This is a genomic window from Flavobacterium psychraquaticum (genome assembly GCF_034497725.1).
Lineage (GTDB): Bacteria > Bacteroidota > Bacteroidia > Flavobacteriales > Flavobacteriaceae > Flavobacterium > Flavobacterium psychraquaticum.
In genome coordinates this window covers 59515-79516 of record NZ_JAXKVR010000030.1, presented here as the reverse complement: position 1 = coordinate 79516, position 20002 = coordinate 59515, and the positions used below count along the sequence as shown (strand labels likewise).

The 20002-nt window shown below is 33.5% G+C and carries 16 protein-coding genes; 5 read left to right on the top strand and 11 right to left on the bottom strand.

Annotated features, from left to right (window positions below):
* Positions 1-11 precede the first annotated feature (11 nt).
* Complete coding sequence (locus tag T1L09_RS10135; RefSeq protein ID WP_322550849.1) at positions 12-1262, top strand: ABC transporter permease; 1251 nt, start codon at positions 12-14, stop codon at positions 1260-1262.
* A gap of 57 nt (positions 1263-1319) precedes the next feature.
* Complete coding sequence (locus T1L09_RS10130) at positions 1320-3518, top strand: TonB-dependent receptor plug domain-containing protein (RefSeq protein WP_322550848.1); 2199 nt, start codon at positions 1320-1322, stop codon at positions 3516-3518.
* Between the two features lie 41 nt (positions 3519-3559).
* Here the strand turns inward: T1L09_RS10130 and accD are convergent, their stop codons facing one another.
* The 3 genes from accD to tamL all read right to left on the bottom strand — a co-directional run bounded on the left by accD (position 3560) and on the right by tamL (position 8191).
* On the bottom strand, positions 3560-4414 hold the full coding sequence (gene accD / locus T1L09_RS10125) for an acetyl-CoA carboxylase, carboxyltransferase subunit beta (protein ID WP_322550847.1): 855 nt from the start codon (positions 4412-4414) through the stop codon (positions 3560-3562).
* Positions 4415-4514: 100 nt separating this feature from the next.
* Positions 4515-5582, bottom strand: coding sequence for a class II fructose-bisphosphate aldolase (gene fbaA, locus T1L09_RS10120; RefSeq protein ID WP_322550846.1), 1068 nt, complete (start codon positions 5580-5582; stop codon positions 4515-4517).
* A gap of 47 nt (positions 5583-5629) precedes the next feature.
* On the bottom strand, positions 5630-8191 hold the full coding sequence (tamL, locus tag T1L09_RS10115; RefSeq protein WP_322550845.1) for a translocation and assembly module lipoprotein TamL: 2562 nt from the start codon (positions 8189-8191) through the stop codon (positions 5630-5632).
* A 37-nt stretch (positions 8192-8228) separates the two neighbouring features.
* Between tamL and T1L09_RS10110 the strand changes: the two genes are divergently transcribed.
* On the top strand, positions 8229-8957 hold the full coding sequence (locus tag T1L09_RS10110) for a TrmH family RNA methyltransferase (RefSeq protein WP_322550844.1): 729 nt from the start codon (positions 8229-8231) through the stop codon (positions 8955-8957).
* Here T1L09_RS10110 and porT read toward each other — a convergent pair.
* The 8 genes from porT to T1L09_RS10070 form a co-directional block, all read right to left on the bottom strand.
* Positions 8954-9646, bottom strand: coding sequence for a type IX secretion/gliding motility protein PorT/SprT (porT, locus tag T1L09_RS10105; RefSeq protein WP_322550843.1), 693 nt, complete (start codon positions 9644-9646; stop codon positions 8954-8956). The two genes, T1L09_RS10110 and porT, sit on opposite strands and share 4 nt — an antisense overlap.
* A 1-nt stretch (position 9647) precedes the next feature.
* Complete coding sequence (gene ubiE / locus T1L09_RS10100; protein WP_322550842.1) at positions 9648-10379, bottom strand: bifunctional demethylmenaquinone methyltransferase/2-methoxy-6-polyprenyl-1,4-benzoquinol methylase UbiE; 732 nt, start codon at positions 10377-10379, stop codon at positions 9648-9650.
* 53 nt (positions 10380-10432) lie between these two features.
* Positions 10433-10918, bottom strand: a complete 486-nt coding sequence (locus T1L09_RS10095; RefSeq protein ID WP_322550841.1) for a dihydrofolate reductase — start codon at positions 10916-10918, stop codon at positions 10433-10435.
* A gap of 11 nt (positions 10919-10929) precedes the next feature.
* Positions 10930-11754, bottom strand: a complete 825-nt coding sequence (locus tag T1L09_RS10090) for a thymidylate synthase (protein WP_322550840.1) — start codon at positions 11752-11754, stop codon at positions 10930-10932.
* A 37-nt stretch (positions 11755-11791) separates the two neighbouring features.
* Positions 11792-13447 (bottom strand): NupC/NupG family nucleoside CNT transporter, encoded by a 1656-nt coding sequence (locus T1L09_RS10085; RefSeq protein WP_322550839.1) that lies wholly within the window; start codon positions 13445-13447, stop codon positions 11792-11794.
* A gap of 20 nt (positions 13448-13467) precedes the next feature.
* Positions 13468-14103 (bottom strand): bifunctional nuclease family protein, encoded by a 636-nt coding sequence (locus tag T1L09_RS10080; protein WP_322550838.1) that lies wholly within the window; start codon positions 14101-14103, stop codon positions 13468-13470.
* 245 nt (positions 14104-14348) lie between these two features.
* Complete coding sequence (locus T1L09_RS10075; RefSeq protein ID WP_322550837.1) at positions 14349-15317, bottom strand: electron transfer flavoprotein subunit alpha/FixB family protein; 969 nt, start codon at positions 15315-15317, stop codon at positions 14349-14351.
* Between the two features lie 90 nt (positions 15318-15407).
* Positions 15408-16154 (bottom strand): electron transfer flavoprotein subunit beta/FixA family protein, encoded by a 747-nt coding sequence (locus tag T1L09_RS10070; protein ID WP_322550836.1) that lies wholly within the window; start codon positions 16152-16154, stop codon positions 15408-15410.
* A gap of 271 nt (positions 16155-16425) precedes the next feature.
* Here T1L09_RS10070 and T1L09_RS10065 point away from each other — a divergent pair, with 271 nt between their 5' ends.
* On the top strand, positions 16426-17403 hold the full coding sequence (locus T1L09_RS10065; protein ID WP_322550835.1) for a pyruvate dehydrogenase complex E1 component subunit beta: 978 nt from the start codon (positions 16426-16428) through the stop codon (positions 17401-17403).
* A gap of 62 nt (positions 17404-17465) precedes the next feature.
* A complete protein-coding gene (locus tag T1L09_RS10060; RefSeq protein ID WP_322550834.1) occupies positions 17466-19949 on the top strand; it encodes a DUF5686 and carboxypeptidase-like regulatory domain-containing protein in 2484 nt (827 codons plus the stop codon).
* Positions 19950-20002 lie beyond the last annotated feature (53 nt).

The following is a 20002-nucleotide window of genomic DNA, read 5'->3' as shown; positions in this document are numbered from 1 at the left end:
CAACAAGTACTATGCTTTTATATTTACGATTACTTTCAGAAAGTTTCAGCTTTGCCATTAACGCGCTGCGCAACAATAAATTGCGAACACTTTTGTCGTTATTAGGTGTCACCATTGGGATATTTTCCATTATTGCGGTTTTAGCAGCAGTAGATTCTATGGATAAAAAAATCAAGGCCGATCTTAGTGATATGGATATGAATACCGTTTATTTGATGAATTTCTCATTCGGTCCTTCTGAAATTCCGCGCTGGAAACGAGATCAATTTCCACCTGTTACTTATGATGAATATGAATTCATTAAAAAAAGTGTAAATGGCGTAGATAAAGCGACTTTCAACCTATTTGCAAGAAGCGAAAATATTAAATACGAATCTAAAACTGTAAATTCTATTCGTGTTAAACCAGCAACAGAAGAACTTTTTGATATCACTCCAGTAAAAGTTGAAACAGGAAGATTATTCAATGCAGCCGAATCAAATTCTGGCACTCCAGTAATTGTAATCGGTAGTGAAGTAGCTTCGGGTTTATTTGAAGGAAGCGATCCCATTGGAAAAAAAATACGGTTATACGGACAAAAATTCACAGTAATTGGTGTCTTGAAAAAACAAGGACAAGGAATGTTTGGCGACAGTAGTGATGTTGCTGTGTTTTTTCCTGTTAACTTTTTGAGAAGACTATACGGAGATAACAATAAAACTTTACGTCCAGCCATTTTGATTAAACCTGAAAAAGGAATCGATATGGATGAATTTAAAGCTGAGTTATCACAAAAATTAAGAAACTATAGAGGTGTGAAAACAGGTGAAATAGATAATTTCTTTTTGAATGTATTGTCAGGTTTTACAGATTTTATTGATAATATTATTGGTCAAATGAATATGATTGGTTGGATTATTAGTGGGTTCTCGCTTTTGGTAGGTGGATTTGGAATCGCTAATATTATGTTCGTTTCGGTGAAAGAACGTACCAATTTGATTGGAATTCAAAAAGCGCTTGGTGCTAAAAATAGATTTATATTGTTTCAATTCTTATTTGAAGCCGTAATTTTATCTTTAATTGGAGGAATTTTCGGAATGTTTTTAGTTTGGATAATTGCTTTCGGACTTTCAGCTGCTCTAGATTTTGAATTTGTATTAAGTGCTAAAAATATGCTTTTAGGTTCAGGCTTAGCAGCTTTAATTGGCTTGATTTCTGGAATAATTCCTGCGATTACTGCTTCAAAATTAGATCCGGTGGAAGCAATTCGTAGCGGTATGTAATTCAATTTCTTTATCTTTGGAAAATTCTTATTTCAAAAAATAAATCTGTTATATAAAATGAAAAAATTTTTTTTTTCATTGGTTTTGTTATTGCCTTTTTTAGGTCTGTCACAAACGCCAAAAGATTCTAGTGTCACTGTATTAAAAGAAGTGGTGTTGACACCAAATCGATGGAAACAAACTGCAAATGAAGTGCCACAAAAAGTTACAGTTATTAATTCATCTGCAGTGGCGCTTCAAAACCCACAAACTGCTGCCGATTTATTAACGATTTCTGGTAAAGTGTTTATGCAAAAAAGCCAGCAGGGCGGAGGGAGTCCTATGATTCGAGGCTTTGCGACCAACAGATTACTTTATTCCATTGATGGTGTTCGAATGAATACAGCTATTTTTCGTGGTGGAAACATTCAAAATGTAATATCATTGGATGGCTTCGCTATAGATAAAACAGAAATTGTTTTTGGTCCTGGTTCGGTGATGTATGGAAGTGATGCAATCGGCGGCGTAATGAGTTTTCAAACTTTAACACCTCGATTTTCTTTAGAAGATAAAACGCGTGTTTCAGGAAGTGCAGTTTCTAGAATTTCTTCCGCTAATGAAGAAAAAACGGCACATTTTGATGTAAATGTTGGTTGGAAAAAATGGGCTTTGGTAACGAGTATTTCTTCCAATAACTTTGGCGATTTACGAATGGGAAGTCACGGTCCGGAAGAATATTTGCGTCCGTTTTATGTACAACGTCAAAATGGAGTTGATGTGGTTGTAACTAATGAAGATCCTTTAGTTCAAAAACCAACCGCTTATTCGCAAATTAATGTGATGCAAAAAGTTAGATTTGCACCTAATGAAAATTGGGATATTCAGTATGGTTTACATTTTTCGGAAACTTCAAGTTATTCAAGATATGACCGACATATTCTCTACGACAATGATGGATTGCCTCGTTATGGGGAATTTAATTATGGTCCACAAAAATGGATCATGAACAATTTTATGATTTCTCATAAAAAAGCAACAACTTTATATGATGCACTTGAAATTCGACTTGCACATCAGTTCTTTGAAGAAAGTAGAATTAGCAGAAGCATCAACAAATCTAAACGCCAAACTAGAATTGAAAAAGTAAATGCTTATTCCTTTAATGCTGATTTTACAAAAGCCATCAACAAAAAGAATATCGTTTTTTATGGTTTGGAATATATTTTAAATGATGTAGATTCTGAGGGAATTGATACGAATATTATTACCGGAGTTAATTCAGTTGGACCAGCAAGATATCCACAAGCTACCTGGCAATCGATTGGTATTTATCTAAATAATGAGTTTAAAGTTTCTGAAAAGACAGTTTTTCAAGCTGGTTTAAGGTATAATCAATTTATTTTGAAAGCTGATTTCGATACTACTTTTTATCCTTTTCCTTTTACAGAAGCGAACATTAACAAAGGTTCTTTAACAGCGAGTGCTGGTATTGTATATAGTCCAACGAAAAATTGGATACTAAGTTCTAATTTGGGATCGGCATTTCGGGCACCAAACGTAGATGATATTGGTAAGATTTTCGATTCTGAACCCGGTTCGGTCGTCGTTCCAAATCCTAATTTAAATGCAGAATATGCAAGTAATTTGGATGTGAATGTAGCTAGAAAATTTGGTAAAAATATAAAAGTAGATGTTTCGGCTTATTATACATTATTACAAAATGCTATGGTGAGAAGAGATTTCACACTTAATGGTTCATCTGAAATTATATATGATGGCGAATTGAGTCAAGTACAAGCGATTCAAAATGCAGCTAAAGCAAATGTTTATGGATTTCAAGCGGGTATCGAAGTAAAATCCCCATCAGGTTTTAATTTTTCAACTGATTTAAATTTCCAAAAAGGAGAGGAAGAATTGGATAATGGCGACAAAAGTCCCTCGCGTCACGCAGCTCCTTTCTTTGGAATTTCTAGAATTGGTTATGAAACATCAAACTTCGATTTTCAAGTCAATGTACAATTTAGTGATGCTGTAAATTTTAGCGATTTAGCAGAAGAAGAGAAAGGGAAGACCGAAATTTACGCTAAAGATAAAGACGGTAATCCTTATTCGCCAAGTTGGTACACTTTGAACTTTAAAACATTGTATCAATTAACTAATAACTTTACAATTACTGCTGGTTTAGAAAATATCACAGATCAGCGTTACAGACCTTATAGTTCTGGAATTGTGTCACCGGGAAGAAATTTCATTTTAGCTTTAAGAGCTAAGTTTTAAACTTAAAAAAATCCCGATAGTGCTATCGGGATTTTTTATTTTTATCTAATTTCTTGATTTAAAATTAAATCAATATACAAGTTGATTTTGTTTTTCAATTCTTTTCTGTGCACAATGAAATCTAAGAAACCGTGCTCCAATAAAAATTCTGAAGTTTGAAATCCTTCAGGTAAATCTTTTCCAGTCGTGTCTCTAACAATTCGCGGACCAGCAAAGGCAATTAACGCGCCAGGTTCTCCGATATTGATATCACCTAGCATTGCATAAGAAGCTGTAGTTCCTCCAGTTGTTGGATCTGTACATAGTGAAATGTATGGAATTTGTTCTTCTGCTAATTGTGCTAATTTTGCTGCTGTTTTTGCCATTTGCATTAAAGAATAGGCTGCTTCCATCATACGTGCGCCACCTGATTTTGAAATCATTACAAATGGAATTTTATGTTTGATAGAATAATCAATTCCTCTAGCAATTTTTTCTCCTACAACTGCACCCATTGAACCACCAATAAACGCGAAATCCATACAAGAAACAACTATTTCTTTTCCTTTAGATTTTCCAACACCAGTTCTAATCGCATCTTTTAGTTTGGTTTTATCCATAACATCTTTCAAGCGCTCTGCATACTTTTTGGTGTCTTCAAATTTCAAAGGATCTTTTGAAGTTAATTTGGCATCTAATTCTGTAAATTCATTATCATCAAACAAAATTTCAAAGTATTCTTTACTACCAATTCTTACGTGATAATCGTCTTCTGGACTTACCCATAAGTTTCTTGCCAGTTCATCTTGGTCAATAACTTTTCCTGTTGGCGATTTATACCATAAACCTTTTGGTACATCTTTTTTATCTTCAGTTGCGGTAGTAATACCTTTTTCTTTTCTTTTAAACCAAGCCATAATTAAGTTGGAAGTTTGAAGTTAGAAGTTGGAAGTAACTTCCTGTTCTAAAGTCTATTTATATTAATTTTCTAGTTTTAACTTTTTAAACTTCGCGTTTTTACAAAGTGTTAATGTTATTCAAATCGGAAAAAGCTTGTTCTAATCTTGTGTTGAACGTAACTTCACCTTCACGCATCCATTTTCTAGGATCGTAATATTTTTTATTTGGCAATTCAGAACCTTCAGGGTTTCCAATTTGTGTTTTCAAATAATCGACATTTGCTATTACATAATCACGAACACCTTCTGTGAAAGCAAATTGCAAATCAGTATCAATATTCATTTTGATTACACCATATCCAATTGCTTCTCTAATTTCTTCTAATGAAGAACCAGAACCACCATGGAAAACAAAATCAACTGGATTGTCTCCGGTATTGAATTTATTTTTCACGAATTCTTGCGAATTTTTAAGGATTTTAGGAGTTAGTTTTACGTTTCCAGGTTTGTAAACTCCGTGAACGTTTCCAAAAGATGCTGCGATGGTAAATCTTGGACTAATTTTCATTAATTCTTCATACGCATATGCTACTTCTTCTGGTTGTGTGTATAATTTTGAACTATCTACATCTGAATTATCTACACCATCTTCTTCACCACCTGTAATTCCTAATTCAATTTCTAAAGTCATTCCCATTTTACTCATTCTTTCTAAATAACGTTTAGAAATTTCAAGGTTTTCTTCAATAGGTTCTTCTGATAAATCTATCATGTGAGAACTATATAGTGGTTTTCCTGTTTCAGCAAAATGTTTTTCAGAAGCATCTAGTAAACCATCTATCCAAGGCAATAAGTTTTTTGCGCAATGATCCGTGTGCAAAATTACCGTTGCACCATAAGCTTCAGCTAAAGTATGAATATGTTTCGCACCAGCAACTGCTCCTAAAATAGCCGATTGGTGATTTTCGTTAGACAATCCTTTACCTGCATTATATTGAGCACCACCATGTGAAAATTGAATAATTACCGGCGCATTTAATTTAGCCGCAGTTTCTAAAACACCATTAACAGTGCTAGAACCCGTAACATTTACAGCTGGTAAAGCAAACCCTTTTTGTTTGGCATAGTTAAAGATTTCTTGTACTTGATCTCCGGTAGCAACACCTGGCTTAATATTGTGACTCATGGTTGTATGTTTTAATAATAAGTAAGCAAAAATAAGAATTTATAAAATTAGAATGGATAATTAATTCCAAAATTTAGCACTGTTTTACTAAAGTTGATTCCTTTAAACCATCTATCTTCCGTTTCTCGTCCAGGATCGTATGTTTTATAACCTAAATCAATTCTGAAAACGAAGAAGTCAAAATCATATCTAAAACCAACTCCAGAACCAACTGCTAAATCTTTTAACGACTTAATTCCATTAAAGGTATAACGCTCATCTTCAACGTTGTCTAAGAAATTCCATATATTTCCGACATCTACAAAAAACGCACTATGGAAATTACCACTCACTCTAAAACGATATTCTGTACTAAAGGTTAATTTGAAATTTGCCTCGTTGAAATCATTAATTCCCCCACTTCTTCCTGGTCCTAAGCTATAGGCTTGCCAGCCTCTATTGTCGTTTGATCCGCCAGCAAAATAACTTCGTGAAAACGGAATTGTTTTAGCATTTCCATACGGAATAGCGATCCCTGCAAATGTGTGCATCGCTAAGGTGTTTTTCTTACCAAAGTCCCATTGCTTCACATAATCAACCTCTGTTTTTATGTATTGTGCATATTCAATTCCGAAAAGCTTTGTGTTTCCAGCAGCACTTTCTTCTTTTGTAAGGTTGAATCCATTTCCTACTAGCGACAATAAATTACCCGCAGACTCTATTTTTGCTTTGAAGTTGTAAAAATCTCTATCATACATATTAGCTTTTGTACTTCTGCTAAAAGAAAAACTAGATGAAACAATTAAGTTGTCTTCTGCCAAACGAACATACCTCTCGGAAATGCTTAATATGGTTTTATAATCTTGATCTCCTAAAGTTAAACTTGTGGCTCCAGAAAGGACATCGGATATAAATTTTAGTGTACCTTCTAATGTTAAGTTATCATCTGAATCTAAATTGGTTGCATCAACATTATATAGAGCAGCCAATTCATTTAAACGATTGTAAGAAGTTCTGTAGACATTAAAATAATTTCCAGCATTTAAGTTTCTAACGTAATTGATATTTAAAAGATCAAATCGAAAGTTATTTTTGCCATCAGTCGTAGACCAGTTATAATTAATTCCTCCTGAGAGACTTGACTTGTCTAATCCAATATTTTTTTGATTGGTTAGACCCGTACTAATTTGAGTTGAAGGAAACATTTCTTTCTTAATAATATTTTTCGTATTCAGAGGGAAGAAAATCCGTGGAATGTTCAGTTTTATATCACCTCCAAATTCAAAAATATTAAAAAATACATTATTTGGGTTTGCAAAATCTTTTGAAGAACCAATGTTTCCACGTGTTGAAATTTCTAGATTTTCGGCTCTTCTAAAAACATTTCGCCAAGTAAAGGACATTCTACCACTAATTCCAAATTGTTGAATATCAGAAGTAGTGATATCAATTGATGGTTGCCAAAGGAATCTTTTTTTGTTTACCAAATAGATATTAGTAATCAAAGAAGTTTTGGTAGAGTCACTGGCATCTTCGATGTATTCAATATTTGGATAGTTGAAAACACTAAGATTGTTTAAAGATTTTGAAGTTAAAGTTCGGTCGGTATCGCTAAATAAACTTCCTTTCGCTATAAAAATAGAATTCAGCAGTGCTTTTGGTTTGTATTGTAATTTGCCAGTACTGTAAAAATTATAACCTTTATATTTAATGCTATCGTTTACCTGATTTCTTATTTTTCGGGAATTGCTGTTGGTAAAAATGTTGACTTCACTAATTTTATAAATCGTAAAAGGAGTTTTAACCAATTGATCTTCAATTTTTACGGTTCTGTCTTCGATTTTAAGAACAACTCCTAATTTATGATCTTTATCGTTTTGAATAGCATCAAATTTTACGTAATTTTCTTGAAAATGGTAAACACCACTGTTTCTAAATTGTTTTGTGATCCGTTTTTTTTCATTGTCAAAATTGCTGTATGAATACGGTTCATTTGGTTTAATGAATGATTTCTGTTCTTGTGAGAGATATAAACTATCAATTTTAGGCGTTTCAATTTCACGACTTAACGAATCTATTGTGTAAACGGCTCCTGTGGTTATATTGTAGGTAATTTTACCTTTTTTATTACCGATAGAATCAATTTTTGATACCACCGTATTTTTCAAGAACCCTTTGTCATAGTAAAAGCCAGACAAACGTTTTTCTGATTTTTCAACTCGCTTGGGGTCAATAATTACCGGCGGTTCTCCTGTTTTTTTTAAAAAATTATTAAATCCAGACACAAAAAATGATTCAGCCAAGCGCTCGACTTGTTTTTTCGATAAAATTGCGGTGAGGTTTTCTCTTCGATTTGGTTTTTTATCTAACCAAGCACGATAGGAAGAATCTGGATTTTTTCGCGCTAAATTATATAAACTCAATCGCAAAGGATAGGCAATGAACTTATTGTTTGGTTGTTGCGTTAGTAAATTATTGACGCGCTCTTCTTTAATTCGCTCATTATTGGCGAATATTTCATTTTTTACGAGCAATTGTTTGTTTTCAGGAACGCGCTTCACTAGTGAACACGAATAAAATAATGTTCCGATTACAAATAATAATGTTATTTTTGGTAAAATATTTTTCAAAGTCCTTTTTAAAAAGTTAGTCAAAAATACAATTTTTATGGTTAGTAAAAACCAAATTAAACTAATAACGAGTTTACAGCAAAAAAAATATAGAAAACAAGAACAACTTTTTTTCGTGGAAGGTGTTAAAGGTGTTCAAGAATTACTTGATTCTAATTTTGAACTGTATGAATTATTTACAACAAAAAAGGATTTTCTATCAATTGATAGAAGCAAAGTGAATGCTGTAACGGATGACGAATTGAAAAAAATTAGTGCGCTAACAACACCGAATAGTTGTTTGGCAATTTTCAAAATTCCAACCGTCGTCTCATTTGAGCAGAAAGGTTTGTTAATTGCTTTAGACAATATTCGTGATCCTGGAAATTTAGGAACAATCATTCGATTATGTGATTGGTTTGGAATTAAAACCTTGTTTTGCACCGAAGAAACGGTAGATATTTATAATCCAAAAGTAGTGCAAGCAACGATGGGTTCTATTGGTAGAGTCAATGTGGTTTATGGCGATTTGGATAAATTATTAGCTGAAACTAAATTACCAATTTTCGGAACCTTTATGGATGGGAAAAACATTTATAAAGCGAATTTACCAAATGAAGGTATAATTGTTATGGGTAATGAGGCCAATGGAATTTCCAAAACCATCGAAAAATTAGTTTCAGATCGCCTTGCTATTCCAAGATTTGGTGATTTACAAGCGACCGAAAGTTTAAATGTAGCGACGGCAACAGCAATAATTTTGAGTGAATTTAAAAGAGGAACTTAATGGAAAGCAAAGTTTACGAAAAAACCTCTCGTTTTCATTGCATCGACATTCCCTGTCCACGGACTTCCGGGTGTGTTGTCTCTTATTAATTCGTCATTCATACTAAAAACGCCTCGAATTGATGGCGAGAAAATAAAATATTCCGTATAAATGTCTATTCCGAAACCTGCTTCGTAGAAATTAGTCCACTTTGTTGTTCTGAATCGGTCGTTGTAATTATCATCTGGTGCGTCTGAATTACTTCCTAAGTTTAAGGCAGTAGAAACACCACCAATTAAGAATGGCCTTACATTTCCTGCACGTAAAGCTGAATATTTTATAAGGAAGGGGAAAAAGATATAAGTCGATTTTACTTCTCTTAATCTATCGCTTGTGTCAACAATGTTTGGATAGGTTAAATTTCTTTGAGTAATATATAAACCCGGTTCAAAACGAAAGTCGAAGTATTCGCCAAGTCTTAAATTTCCAATTAAACCTACGTTAAATCCAGTCGTCGTTCCCACTTGAATATCTTCTGTAACTGATAAATAATCAAATTTAAAGTCTAAGTTGTTAAAACCTAGGTAATAACCCCAATGTATACGTTGTTTGTTCCAATTTTCTTGATTGATTATTGGGTTTTTGTCAAATATACCGCCTTGAGCGAAAATGATTTGGGAGAAAAGTAAAAACGCGAATATTTTCTTCATTTTATTTTTTAGATGCTTGATAAATGGTTGCCACTCCAAAAGTTTGAGGTAAATGCTGTACATCTATAAACCCAACTTTTCTTAAAATATTGTTCAAAACTTCGCCAAAAGGAAATTCGTTTGCGGAATCTGATAAATATTTATAGGCTGATTGGTCTTTTGAGAATAGTCTTCCAACTAAGGGAAGAATTACTTTTGAATGAAACGCATAACCTTGTTTGAAAGGAAATTTTGTAGGAACCGAAGTTTCTAATATAATAAATTGTCCGTCTGGTTTCAAAGTTCTTAAAATTTCCGACAGTCCTTTTTCAAGATTTTCAAAATTACGCACGCCATAAGCCACCGTAATTACATCGAAATAATTGTCTGCATAGGGAATGTTCTCTCCATCACCTAAAACCATTTGTATTTTTGAAGACAACTTTTGAGCTTCAATTTTTTTCTTACCAATATCTAACATACCTTGCGAAATATCTAAACCAATGATCTCAGTTGCCGAAGTAGTAGCAAATAAAATAGCCAAATCTCCCGTTCCAGTTGCAATATCTAAAATAGAGGATGGTTTTTTTGATGCTACCATTTTTAAGATCTTTTGCTTCCATTTTGCATCGGTTCCAAAAGAAATTACACGGTTTAATCCGTCATAATTCCCTGAAATAGCATCAAACATTTGAGCGACTTGCTCTTTTTTACCTAATTCAGAATCCTTGTATGGCTTTATATTCTTAGACATTTTCTTAAATTTGAATCACAAAAGTACAATTAATAATCAATAACCTAAAAATTTCAACGTTTAACATACGTTAAAAACGTGAAGTCAAAAGCGTGTTTTTCGTCTTTAGAATGAAATTCCTCAAAAACCAATTTCCAGAGTTCTAAATCTATTTTTGGAAAGAAAGTATCGGCTTCTACAGTAGTATGTACTTTAGTAATTTCAATCTTTTGAACGATATTGATGGATTGCTTATAAATTTCGCCACCGCCAATCACAAAAACCTCTTCATTTTTAGGACAAAGCGCAATAGCATTCGTTAGGTTATTAACAACAAAACAGCCTTCTGGCGCTTTATAATCTTTTTGTCTTGTAATAATAATATGGGTTCTATTAGGCAATGGTTTTGGAAAACTTTCAAAAGTTTTTCGTCCCATAATAATAAAATGACCCGAAGTCAAGGCTTTGAAACGCTTGAAATCATCAGGTAAATGCCAAACCAATTGGTTGTCTTTTCCTAAAGCATTGTTTTCTGAAGTGGCAGCAATTATGGTTAGCATTTTATTAGATTTTAAATAGCAACAATTCCTTTAATATGCGGATGTGGATCGTAACCTTCCAAAGTGAAATCTTCGAATTTAAAATCAAAAATATTCTTTATTTGTGGATTTAAGATCATTTTTGGTAAAGGACGACAGTCTCGCGAAAGTTGTAATTCTAGTTGTTCGATGTGGTTGTTGTAAATATGCGCATCTCCAAAAGTATGAATAAATTCACCCACTTCTAAATTGCAAACTTGCGCAACCATCATAGTGAACAAAGCGTATGAAGCAATATTAAAAGGAACTCCTAAGAAAATATCGGCACTTCTTTGATACAATTGACAACTTAATTTTCCATCAGCAACATAAAACTGAAAAAAGGCGTGACACGGAGGTAAAGCGGCTTTTCCGTTCGCTACATTTTCTGAGAATGAAACAGAAGTATCTGGTAAAACACTAGGATTCCAAGCGGAAACTAACATTCTTCGGCTGTTTGGATTGGTTTTCAGCGTCTCGATTAATTCTGTAATTTGATCGATTTCTTCGCCATTCCAATTGCGCCATTGGTAGCCATAAACCGGGCCTAAATCGCCATTTTCATCGGCCCATTCATCCCAAATTTTAACACCGTTTTCTTGTAAGTATTTGATATTCGTATCGCCATTTAAAAACCATAACAGCTCATAAATGATTGATTTTAAATGAAGCTTTTTGGTAGTTACCATTGGAAAACCTTCACTTAAATTAAAACGCATTTGATGTCCAAAAACACTAATAGTTCCGGTTCCTGTACGGTCGCCTTTTTGAGTTCCGTTTTCTAGAACGTGTTTTACTAAGTCGTGGTATTGTTTCATTACAAAAATTTAGAATTTAGAATTTAGAATTTTGAAATTAGCCAATCATCATTCCGGCAATCGTTGCGGATAATAGTGAGGCTAAACTTCCACCAATTACGGCTTTTAATCCAAATTCTGATAATGTTTTTCTTTGATTTGGTGCTAATGAACCAATGCCACCAATTTGAATTCCGATAGAAGCAAAGTTAGCAAAACCACATAACATATAAGTGGCCATAATTACAGATTTGTCATAAGTGAAATGGATATTGCTTGCCATATTTTTCAATTCAGCTAATTGAATATATCCTACAAATTCTGATGCTGCTAATTTTACACCTAATAATTGCCCCATTAACATCATATCTTCTTTGGCTACACCAATTAACCACATTAATGGCGAAAAGACGATTCCTAAAATAGTTTCTAATGAGAATGCTTTGTAAGGTGTGTTGCGTGCGATGACATCATTTAAGCCTGTCCAGCCACCAATCCAACCTAAAGTGTAATTAATCATTGCGATAAAAGCGATGAAAACTAATAACATTGCTGCTACATTTGCAGCTAATTTTAAACCTTCCGTTGTACCGGTTGATATAGCATCTAAGATATTTGAACCAATTTTTTCTTTTGACACTTCCACGTCAGTAACAATTGATTCTGTTTGAGGATATAACATTTTTGACACGACGATTGCTCCTGGAGCCGCCATTACTGATGCTGCTAATAAATGTTTAGCGAATTCTAAACGTAGAACCGGATCATTTCCACCAAGGAAACCAATATAAGCTGCTAAAACTCCACCGGCAACAGTTGCCATTCCACCAACCATAACCAATAACATTTCAGACTTATTCATTTTTTCTAAATAAGCTTTAATCATTAAGGGCGCTTCGGTTTGACCTAAAAATATATTTCCGGCAACAGATAAACTTTCTGCTCCTGAAATCGATAGTAATTTGGTTAAAACTGTTGCTAAGCCTTTTACAACTACTTGAATTACGCCTAAATAGAATAATAATGAAGTTAATGCTGAGAAAAATATAATAGTTGGTAATACTTGAAATAAGAAAATAAATCCAAAACTTTCTATGTTCATCATTCCGCCTAAAAGGAATTCACTTCCTGCTCTAGTAAAATCAAGAACTAAGACGAATAAATTCCCAACAAATTCAAATCCAGCTTTTACAAATGGAACTTTTAAAACGCCAATCGCTAAAAGTAATTGAGCAGCGATTCCGATTCCAACAGTTTTCCAATTGATGGCTTTTCTGTTGCTGCTGAATAAATAGGCGATAGCTAAAAGCGATATCATTCCTAAAAGTCCTCTCCAAACACTGGTAAAAGAAATTCCTTGGCTTTTTATTAGTTTAACGTCTGTCGTTTTCTGAATTTTTTTGTTTGATGCAAAAAAAGAATATGCCTTTCCTTTATTTTTTAAAGTTAAAGTAGAATCCGTTTTTGTCTCAATAGCAAAACGCTTTGTAGGAGAATCCGATCCGTTTTCGAAAAGAAAAATATACTTATCTTGAACTAAATAATCGCCTTTTTGATTTAAACTGTCTGTTGAAAGTTGTAATTCATAACTTCCGCCTTTTAATTCTAAATAATCTTTCTCTGAAGAAGAAAGCTGCCATTTTTTTTCAATTTCTTGAGCGGACATAGTAAAGCTAAAAAGTATAGCGATTACGTAAAATATATATTTATGCATAAATAAGTTATTATATTTTTCTAGGATTCTTTTTTTGAAATTTCGTCTCTAATTTTTGCTGCTTTTTCGTAATCTTCGTTTTGAACGGCTCCTTCAAGCTTTTCATATAATTCTTTTAGGGAATATCCCGAATAACTATCGGCTGGAATTATAATAGCATCATCGTCTTCCAATCCGAAAGTTTCTGGAGTAGAAAGAATATCTTCAGATTCCTCATCCGATTTTTCTAAGTCTGATGGATTGATGTTTAAGTAAATTCCGGCTTTGTCTAGTATGTTTTTGTATGTGAAAATAGGTGCACTAAAACGAAGTGCTAAGGCAATAGCATCGGATGTTCTGGCGTCAATTATTTCTTCGATTTTGTCTCTTTCACAGATTATGCTGGAGTAAAACACACCATCAACTAATTTATGAATAATAACTTGTTTGACAACGATATCAAACCGGTCAGCAAAGTTTTTAAACAAATCGTGTGTTAAAGGGCGAGGCGGTTTGATTTCCTTCTCAAGTGCTATTGCAATTGATTGTGCTTCAAAAGCGCCAATTACAATAGGTAATTTCCTGTCGCCATCTACTTCGTTTAAAATCAAGGCATAAGCGCCATTTTGTGTTTGGCTATATGATATTCCTTTTATGGTTAATTTTACAAGACTCATTTTTCTAATGTTCAGTAATAGGTGTTCGTTTTGTTTTGATAGTCCAAGGATTCCCAAAGACTATTTCTTACCCCGAAATTTCGGGGCTGCTTAAAGCGTTATACTTTTTTTAAAAGATTTAGCGAAAAGCAGGAATATGGATGGCAAAAATACGCAAACCTTTCGCTCCTACAAATAAAAAAAGAGCTATCTAAACAAAGATAACTCTAATTTTAATATAATTTATTTTTTGAACCGCTAAATAACTAAGCGTTACTAGCTTTAAATGCTTTTAATTTTTCAATTAATTGCGGAACTACGGTAAATGCATCGCCTACAATTCCATAATCTGCTACTTTAAAGAAAGGTGCTTCTGGATCGGTATTGATTACAACTTTTACTTTTGAAGAGTTAATTCCTGCAATATGTTGGATTGCTCCCGAAATTCCGATAGCAATATATAAGTTAGCGGCAACTGGTTTTCCTGTTTGCCCAACGTGTTCGCTGTGAGGTCTCCATCCAATATCTGAAACTGGTTTTGAACAAGCTGTTGCTGCTCCTAAAACGGATGCTAATTCTTCGATCATTCCCCAATTTTCTGGACCTTTCATTCCACGACCTGCAGAAACAACGATTTCAGCATCAGCAATAGTTACTTTTCCTGAAACTTTTTCTACACTTTCCACTTTAATACCAAAATCGGCATCATTTAATGAGGGCGCAAAACTTTCTTCCGCTAAAGTTGAAGCAGATTCTTTTAATCCGAAAGAGTTTTTTGCAATTCCCAAAACTTTTATTGGAGTGGCAATTTCGGTAACATTGAAAGCTTTGTTTGAAAATACTGTTCTTTTTACTTGGAAAGGCGATGTACTTTCTGGTAAAGCTACGACGTTTGAAACGTAACCAGCTTCTAAAGCTACAGCCACAAGTGGTGCTAAGTATAAACTATTTGTAGAAGTTGAAACTAAAACAATTTGAGTTCCTTCTTTTTTAGCTGCTTGTACAATAACATCGGCATAAGCTTTTGCACTGAAATTATTTAATTTGTCGTTAGTTACTGTTAATACTTTATCAACTCCGTAAGCTGCTAAAGCACTATTGTCTGCATTATTAATTGTAACAGCAGTAACAGTTGTTCCCATTGAAGCGGCTACTTTTTTTGCATAAGAAGCTAATTCTAAGGCTACTTTTTTTATTTTTCCTTCTGCGGATTCCGCGTATATTAATATTGACATAATTATTTTAGATTTATGATTAACGATTTTAGATTTTAGAAGTTTAAGTTTGGAGTGCTAGCTGCAATCTCAAATTTACGTTCTTCAATCTTAAATCACTTTAGCTTCGTTGTGTAATAAATTGATTAATTCGTCAATATTATCAGGACTAATTAATTTAACAGCAGATTTTGCAGCTGGTTTTTCATACTTAACTGCTTTTGTAGCAGCAGCGTCTCCAGTAGGTTCTACTATTGTTAAAACTTTAGAACGCGCCATCATAATTCCTCTCATATTTGGAATACGTAAATCTTTTTCTTCTACAAGTCCTTTTTGTCCTCCAATAATTAAAGGTAAACTTGCTGAAAGGATTTCTTTACCACCGTCGATTTCTCTTGTTACTTTTGCTTCATTTCCGTTTACGTCGATACCAACGCAAGCGTTTACAAAGTTGTAGCCTAATAAACCAGCAACCATTCCCGGAACCATTCCTCCGTTATAGTCTAAAGATTCTTTTCCGGCAATTACTAAGTCATATCCACCGTTTTTAATAACTTCAACTAACTGTTTTGCAACAAACATTCCGTCTGTTGGATTTGCGTTGATTCTAATTGCTTCATCAGCACCAATGGCTAAGGCTTTTCTCAAAGTAGCTTCAGCATCTGGGCCGCCTACATTAACAACCGTTACACTTGCGCCTTGTTGCTCTTTAAACCAAACCGCTCTAGTTAAACCAAATTCATCATTTGGGTTGATTACAAATTGTACACCATTAGTGTCAAATTCACTATCACCGTTGGTGAAATTAATCTTTGAAGTAGTATCAGGTACGTGACTGATGCAAACTAATATTTTCATTTTGTATGTATTTAAAATTGTATTTTACAGCTACGAAATTACAAAATAAAATGAAATAAAAAACTATGCACGCATAATAAATATGAAATTTCTACGTAAAATAGCTTTTTTTTGATGATAATGTAATTTAAGGTGGTTGAACTCCCTTTTTTTGAGTAGTTTTACAACTAATTCGCTTGTTTGGAAATAAAAATGATTTTTTTCGATTACAGAGATCAATAATTTTATTTTTACTATTTTTGCGAATCATAATTCAATAGAAATTAATTTTATGAGAACTATACAGTTTAGAGAAGCTATTTGTGAAGCGATGAGCGAAGAAATGCGTCGTGATGAAACAATATATTTAATGGGTGAAGAAGTAGCAGAATACAATGGAGCTTATAAGGCTTCAAAGGGAATGCTAGATGAATTCGGTCCAAAACGTGTTATCGATACGCCAATTGCAGAGTTAGGTTTTGCAGGAATTGCTGTTGGTTCAGCGATGAATGGTTGTCGTCCTATCGTAGAATTTATGACATTCAACTTTTCATTAGTTGGGATTGATCAAATTATCAATAACGCTGCAAAGATGCGTCAAATGTCTGCGGGTCAGTTTCCAATGCCAATGGTTTTCCGTGGGCCAACTGCTTCTGCTGGGCAATTAGGAGCAACACATTCACAAGCTTTTGAAAACTGGTTTGCAAATACTCCAGGTCTAAAAGTTGTAGTTCCATCAACAGTTTATGATGCCAAAGGTTTATTAAAAGCGGCTATTCGTGACAACGATCCAGTTATTTTTATGGAGTCGGAACAAATGTATGGCGATAAAGGTGAAGTGCCAGAAGGAGATTATATTATTCCTTTAGGTGTAGCTGATATTAAAAGAGAAGGAACAGACGTAACAATCGTTTCTTTTGGTAAAATAATAAAAGAAGCATTTATTGCAGCAGACGAATTAGCTAAAGAAGGAATTTCTTGTGAAATTATCGACTTAAGAACGGTTCGCCCGATGGATTATGATGCGATTATCAATTCAGTTAAAAAAACAAATCGTTTAGTAGTTTTGGAAGAAGCTTGGCCTTTTGCGTCAGTTGCTTCAGAGATTACTTATATGGTTCAAGAAAGAGCTTTTGATTTCTTAGATGCTCCAATTCAAAGAATCACTACAGCAGATACTCCAGCGCCATATTCACCAACTTTATTAAAAGAATGGTTGCCTAATGCGCAAGATGTAATTAAAGCTGTAAAGAAAGTTACATACAAATAAGAAATAACTTATTATATTTGGAGCTTCATTAGTAATTCGCTGATGAAGCTTTTTTTTCCAATATGAAGACAAAAATTTTATTATTCTTTTTATTCCTTTCGGCAACTATTATAGGTCAAACTAAAGTAGGAGGAAAAGTGGTGGATGACTTTGGTGATCCTGTAGCTTTTGCAAATGTGGTTTTTAAAAATTCAAAAGAAGGTGTAATCACCGATGAAAATGGAAACTTCTATTTTGAATCGAAAGAAAATTATCCAATTCTTATGATTTCTTTCGTGGGTTATCAAACTAAAGAAGTCAAACTAAAGCCAGGCCTAAATAAAGGTTTAAGAATTGAATTAGTTTATGGTACCGAGCTAAAAGAGGTAATCGTTTACACCGGAAAAACCTCAAAGAAAAACAATCCAGCCATTGATATTCTAAGAAAAATATGGGAACGCCGCAGAAAAAATGGACTCAAAATGTTCAAGCAATATCAATATGATAAATATGAAAAGGTCGAATTTGATTTAAATACAATCGATTCTGCTTTTATGAATAGCAAAGTTTTTAAAGGAATGGAGTTCGTTTTTGACCAAATTGATACCTCCAAAATTTCCGGAAAAACCTTTTTACCGATCTTCATTAATGAAACGCTAAGCGAAATGTATGGCGATAATGAAACTAAAAAAACTAAAGAAATTACTAAAGCTAACAAAAACTCAGGTTTTGGCTCTGGTGATGGTGTGAATGCGTTCATTAAAGATTTGTATGCGGATTATGATATTTATAATAATTACCTAAAATTCTTTGATAAGGATTTCGTAAGTCCGTTATCGCGCACCGGAATTAATGTCTATAATTATGTTTTAAATGACAGTATGTTTATCGATAATAAATGGTGTTATAATATTGTTTATTATCCAAGACGTAAAAATGAACTGACTTTTAAAGGGGATTTTTGGGTAAATGATACCACTTTTGCTATAAAGAAAATTAACTTAGAGGCTAGTAAAAGCGCTAACATCAACTGGGTAAAAGAAATTTATATCGAACAAGAATATGAGGTTTTAAACGATTCTGTTTTCTTGTTGAAGCGTGATTATATGATGTCTGATTTTAGTTTTTCGAAAAAAGAAGAATCAAAAGGAATGTATGGAAAGCGTACAACATTAGCTAAAAATCATAAATTCGACATCAAAAAAGACGACAAATTCTATAAAGAAGAAGTTAATTTTTATGACAACGAGGTGTTCAATCGATCCAATGATTATTGGGCCGAAAATCGGTTTGAAGCGCTCAACAAAAACGAACAAGGAATTTATAAAATGTTAGACACTTTAAAAGTAGTGCCTCGTTTTAAACGAATTTATAATTTAGCCTCTATTTTAGGAAGCGGTTATATTGAAATTCCGAAACTAAAAATGGATTTTGGTCCCATATTTTCAAGTTTTGGCTATAATGATGTAGAAGGGCAACGACTTCGAATTGGCGGTAGAACTTACTTCGGTCCGAACGATACTTGGCGAATTCAAGGCTATACAGCTTATGGATTTAAAGATAATAAATTTAAATACGGTCTTTCTGGAAAATGGATGGTCGAAAAGAAAAATCGAATTATTCTCTCAGCAGGAAATCGTCGCGATGTGGAACAAATAGGAGTTAGTTTAACGTCTTCAAATGATGTTTTAGGAAGAAGTTTCGCATCATCATCTTTCTTTTCAAGTGGTAAAAACAATAAACTAACATCTGTTAATTTTTCAACACTTGGATTCGAAATTGAACCCGTTAAAAACTTCACCTTTCAAACCAATTTATCGTATCGAACGCTGAAATCAGCATCAAACGAATTTAGTTTGGATTATTACACAGATAATACTTACACAACTACAAACAGTGAGATAAAGCAATCGGAAATTAACCTAGTAGCTGAATTTACACCAAATCGAAGAACAGTTGGTTATGGCGTAGAGCGCACAGAAGTGGATAATAATTACGCAAGATTGTTCTTAAGCTATAGTCAAGGATTAAAAGGAGTTTTAGACAGTGATTTTGATTATCAAAAATTACAATTTTATTATCGTCAACCTGTTTTAATTGGTGGTTTCGGTAGATTATTTACAACGGTAGAATTAGGAAAAACATTCGGTCAAGTGCCTTTAGGGTTGATGGGAGTAATTCCCGGAAACCAATCGTATTTCATCATAGATAATACCTATAATTTGCTAGATTACTACGATTTTGTAGCTGATGAATATGCTTCGTTGCATTTTGAACACCATTTTAATGGTAGATTATTTTCAAGAATTCCGCTTTTAAGAAAATTAAATTGGAGAGAAATCATCGGTATAAAAGGAGTTTACGGAACGGTTTCCGATGAAAATCGCTTAATCAATGCTTCGGGATTAGTATATCGTGCACCGGAAGACGTTTATTGGGAATATAATGCAGGTATTGGAAATATCTTCAAAGTATTGCGTATCGATTTCGCTTGGCGCGGAAGTTATTTAGACATTCCAGAGGCTAATAAATTTACCGTAAAAGCTTCATTCGGATTCTATTTTTAATAAGATGTTTTTTTCGCAAAAGTCTTTTGTTCTAGTGATTTATAATAGTACCT

What these genes read in the sequence shown, in the direction of transcription:
- T1L09_RS10135 (WP_322550849.1), top strand. Translation starts at nt 12, where the DNA reads ATGCTTTTATATTTACGATTACTTTCAGAAAGTTTCAGCTTTGCCATT.
- T1L09_RS10130 (WP_322550848.1), top strand. Translation starts at nt 1,320, where the DNA reads ATGAAAAAATTTTTTTTTTCATTGGTTTTGTTATTGCCTTTTTTAGGT.
- accD (WP_322550847.1), bottom strand. Translation starts at nt 4,414, where the DNA reads ATGGCTTGGTTTAAAAGAAAAGAAAAAGGTATTACTACCGCAACTGAA.
- fbaA (WP_322550846.1), bottom strand. Translation starts at nt 5,582, where the DNA reads ATGAGTCACAATATTAAGCCAGGTGTTGCTACCGGAGATCAAGTACAA.
- T1L09_RS10110 (WP_322550844.1), top strand. Translation starts at nt 8,229, where the DNA reads ATGGTTAGTAAAAACCAAATTAAACTAATAACGAGTTTACAGCAAAAA.
- porT (WP_322550843.1), bottom strand. Translation starts at nt 9,646, where the DNA reads ATGAAGAAAATATTCGCGTTTTTACTTTTCTCCCAAATCATTTTCGCT.
- ubiE (WP_322550842.1), bottom strand. Translation starts at nt 10,379, where the DNA reads ATGTCTAAGAATATAAAGCCATACAAGGATTCTGAATTAGGTAAAAAA.
- T1L09_RS10095 (WP_322550841.1), bottom strand. Translation starts at nt 10,918, where the DNA reads ATGCTAACCATAATTGCTGCCACTTCAGAAAACAATGCTTTAGGAAAA.
- T1L09_RS10090 (WP_322550840.1), bottom strand. Translation starts at nt 11,754, where the DNA reads ATGAAACAATACCACGACTTAGTAAAACACGTTCTAGAAAACGGAACT.
- T1L09_RS10085 (WP_322550839.1), bottom strand. Translation starts at nt 13,447, where the DNA reads ATGCATAAATATATATTTTACGTAATCGCTATACTTTTTAGCTTTACT.
- T1L09_RS10080 (WP_322550838.1), bottom strand. Translation starts at nt 14,103, where the DNA reads ATGAGTCTTGTAAAATTAACCATAAAAGGAATATCATATAGCCAAACA.
- T1L09_RS10075 (WP_322550837.1), bottom strand. Translation starts at nt 15,317, where the DNA reads ATGTCAATATTAATATACGCGGAATCCGCAGAAGGAAAAATAAAAAAA.
- T1L09_RS10070 (WP_322550836.1), bottom strand. Translation starts at nt 16,154, where the DNA reads ATGAAAATATTAGTTTGCATCAGTCACGTACCTGATACTACTTCAAAG.
- T1L09_RS10065 (WP_322550835.1), top strand. Translation starts at nt 16,426, where the DNA reads ATGAGAACTATACAGTTTAGAGAAGCTATTTGTGAAGCGATGAGCGAA.
- T1L09_RS10060 (WP_322550834.1), top strand. Translation starts at nt 17,466, where the DNA reads ATGAAGACAAAAATTTTATTATTCTTTTTATTCCTTTCGGCAACTATT.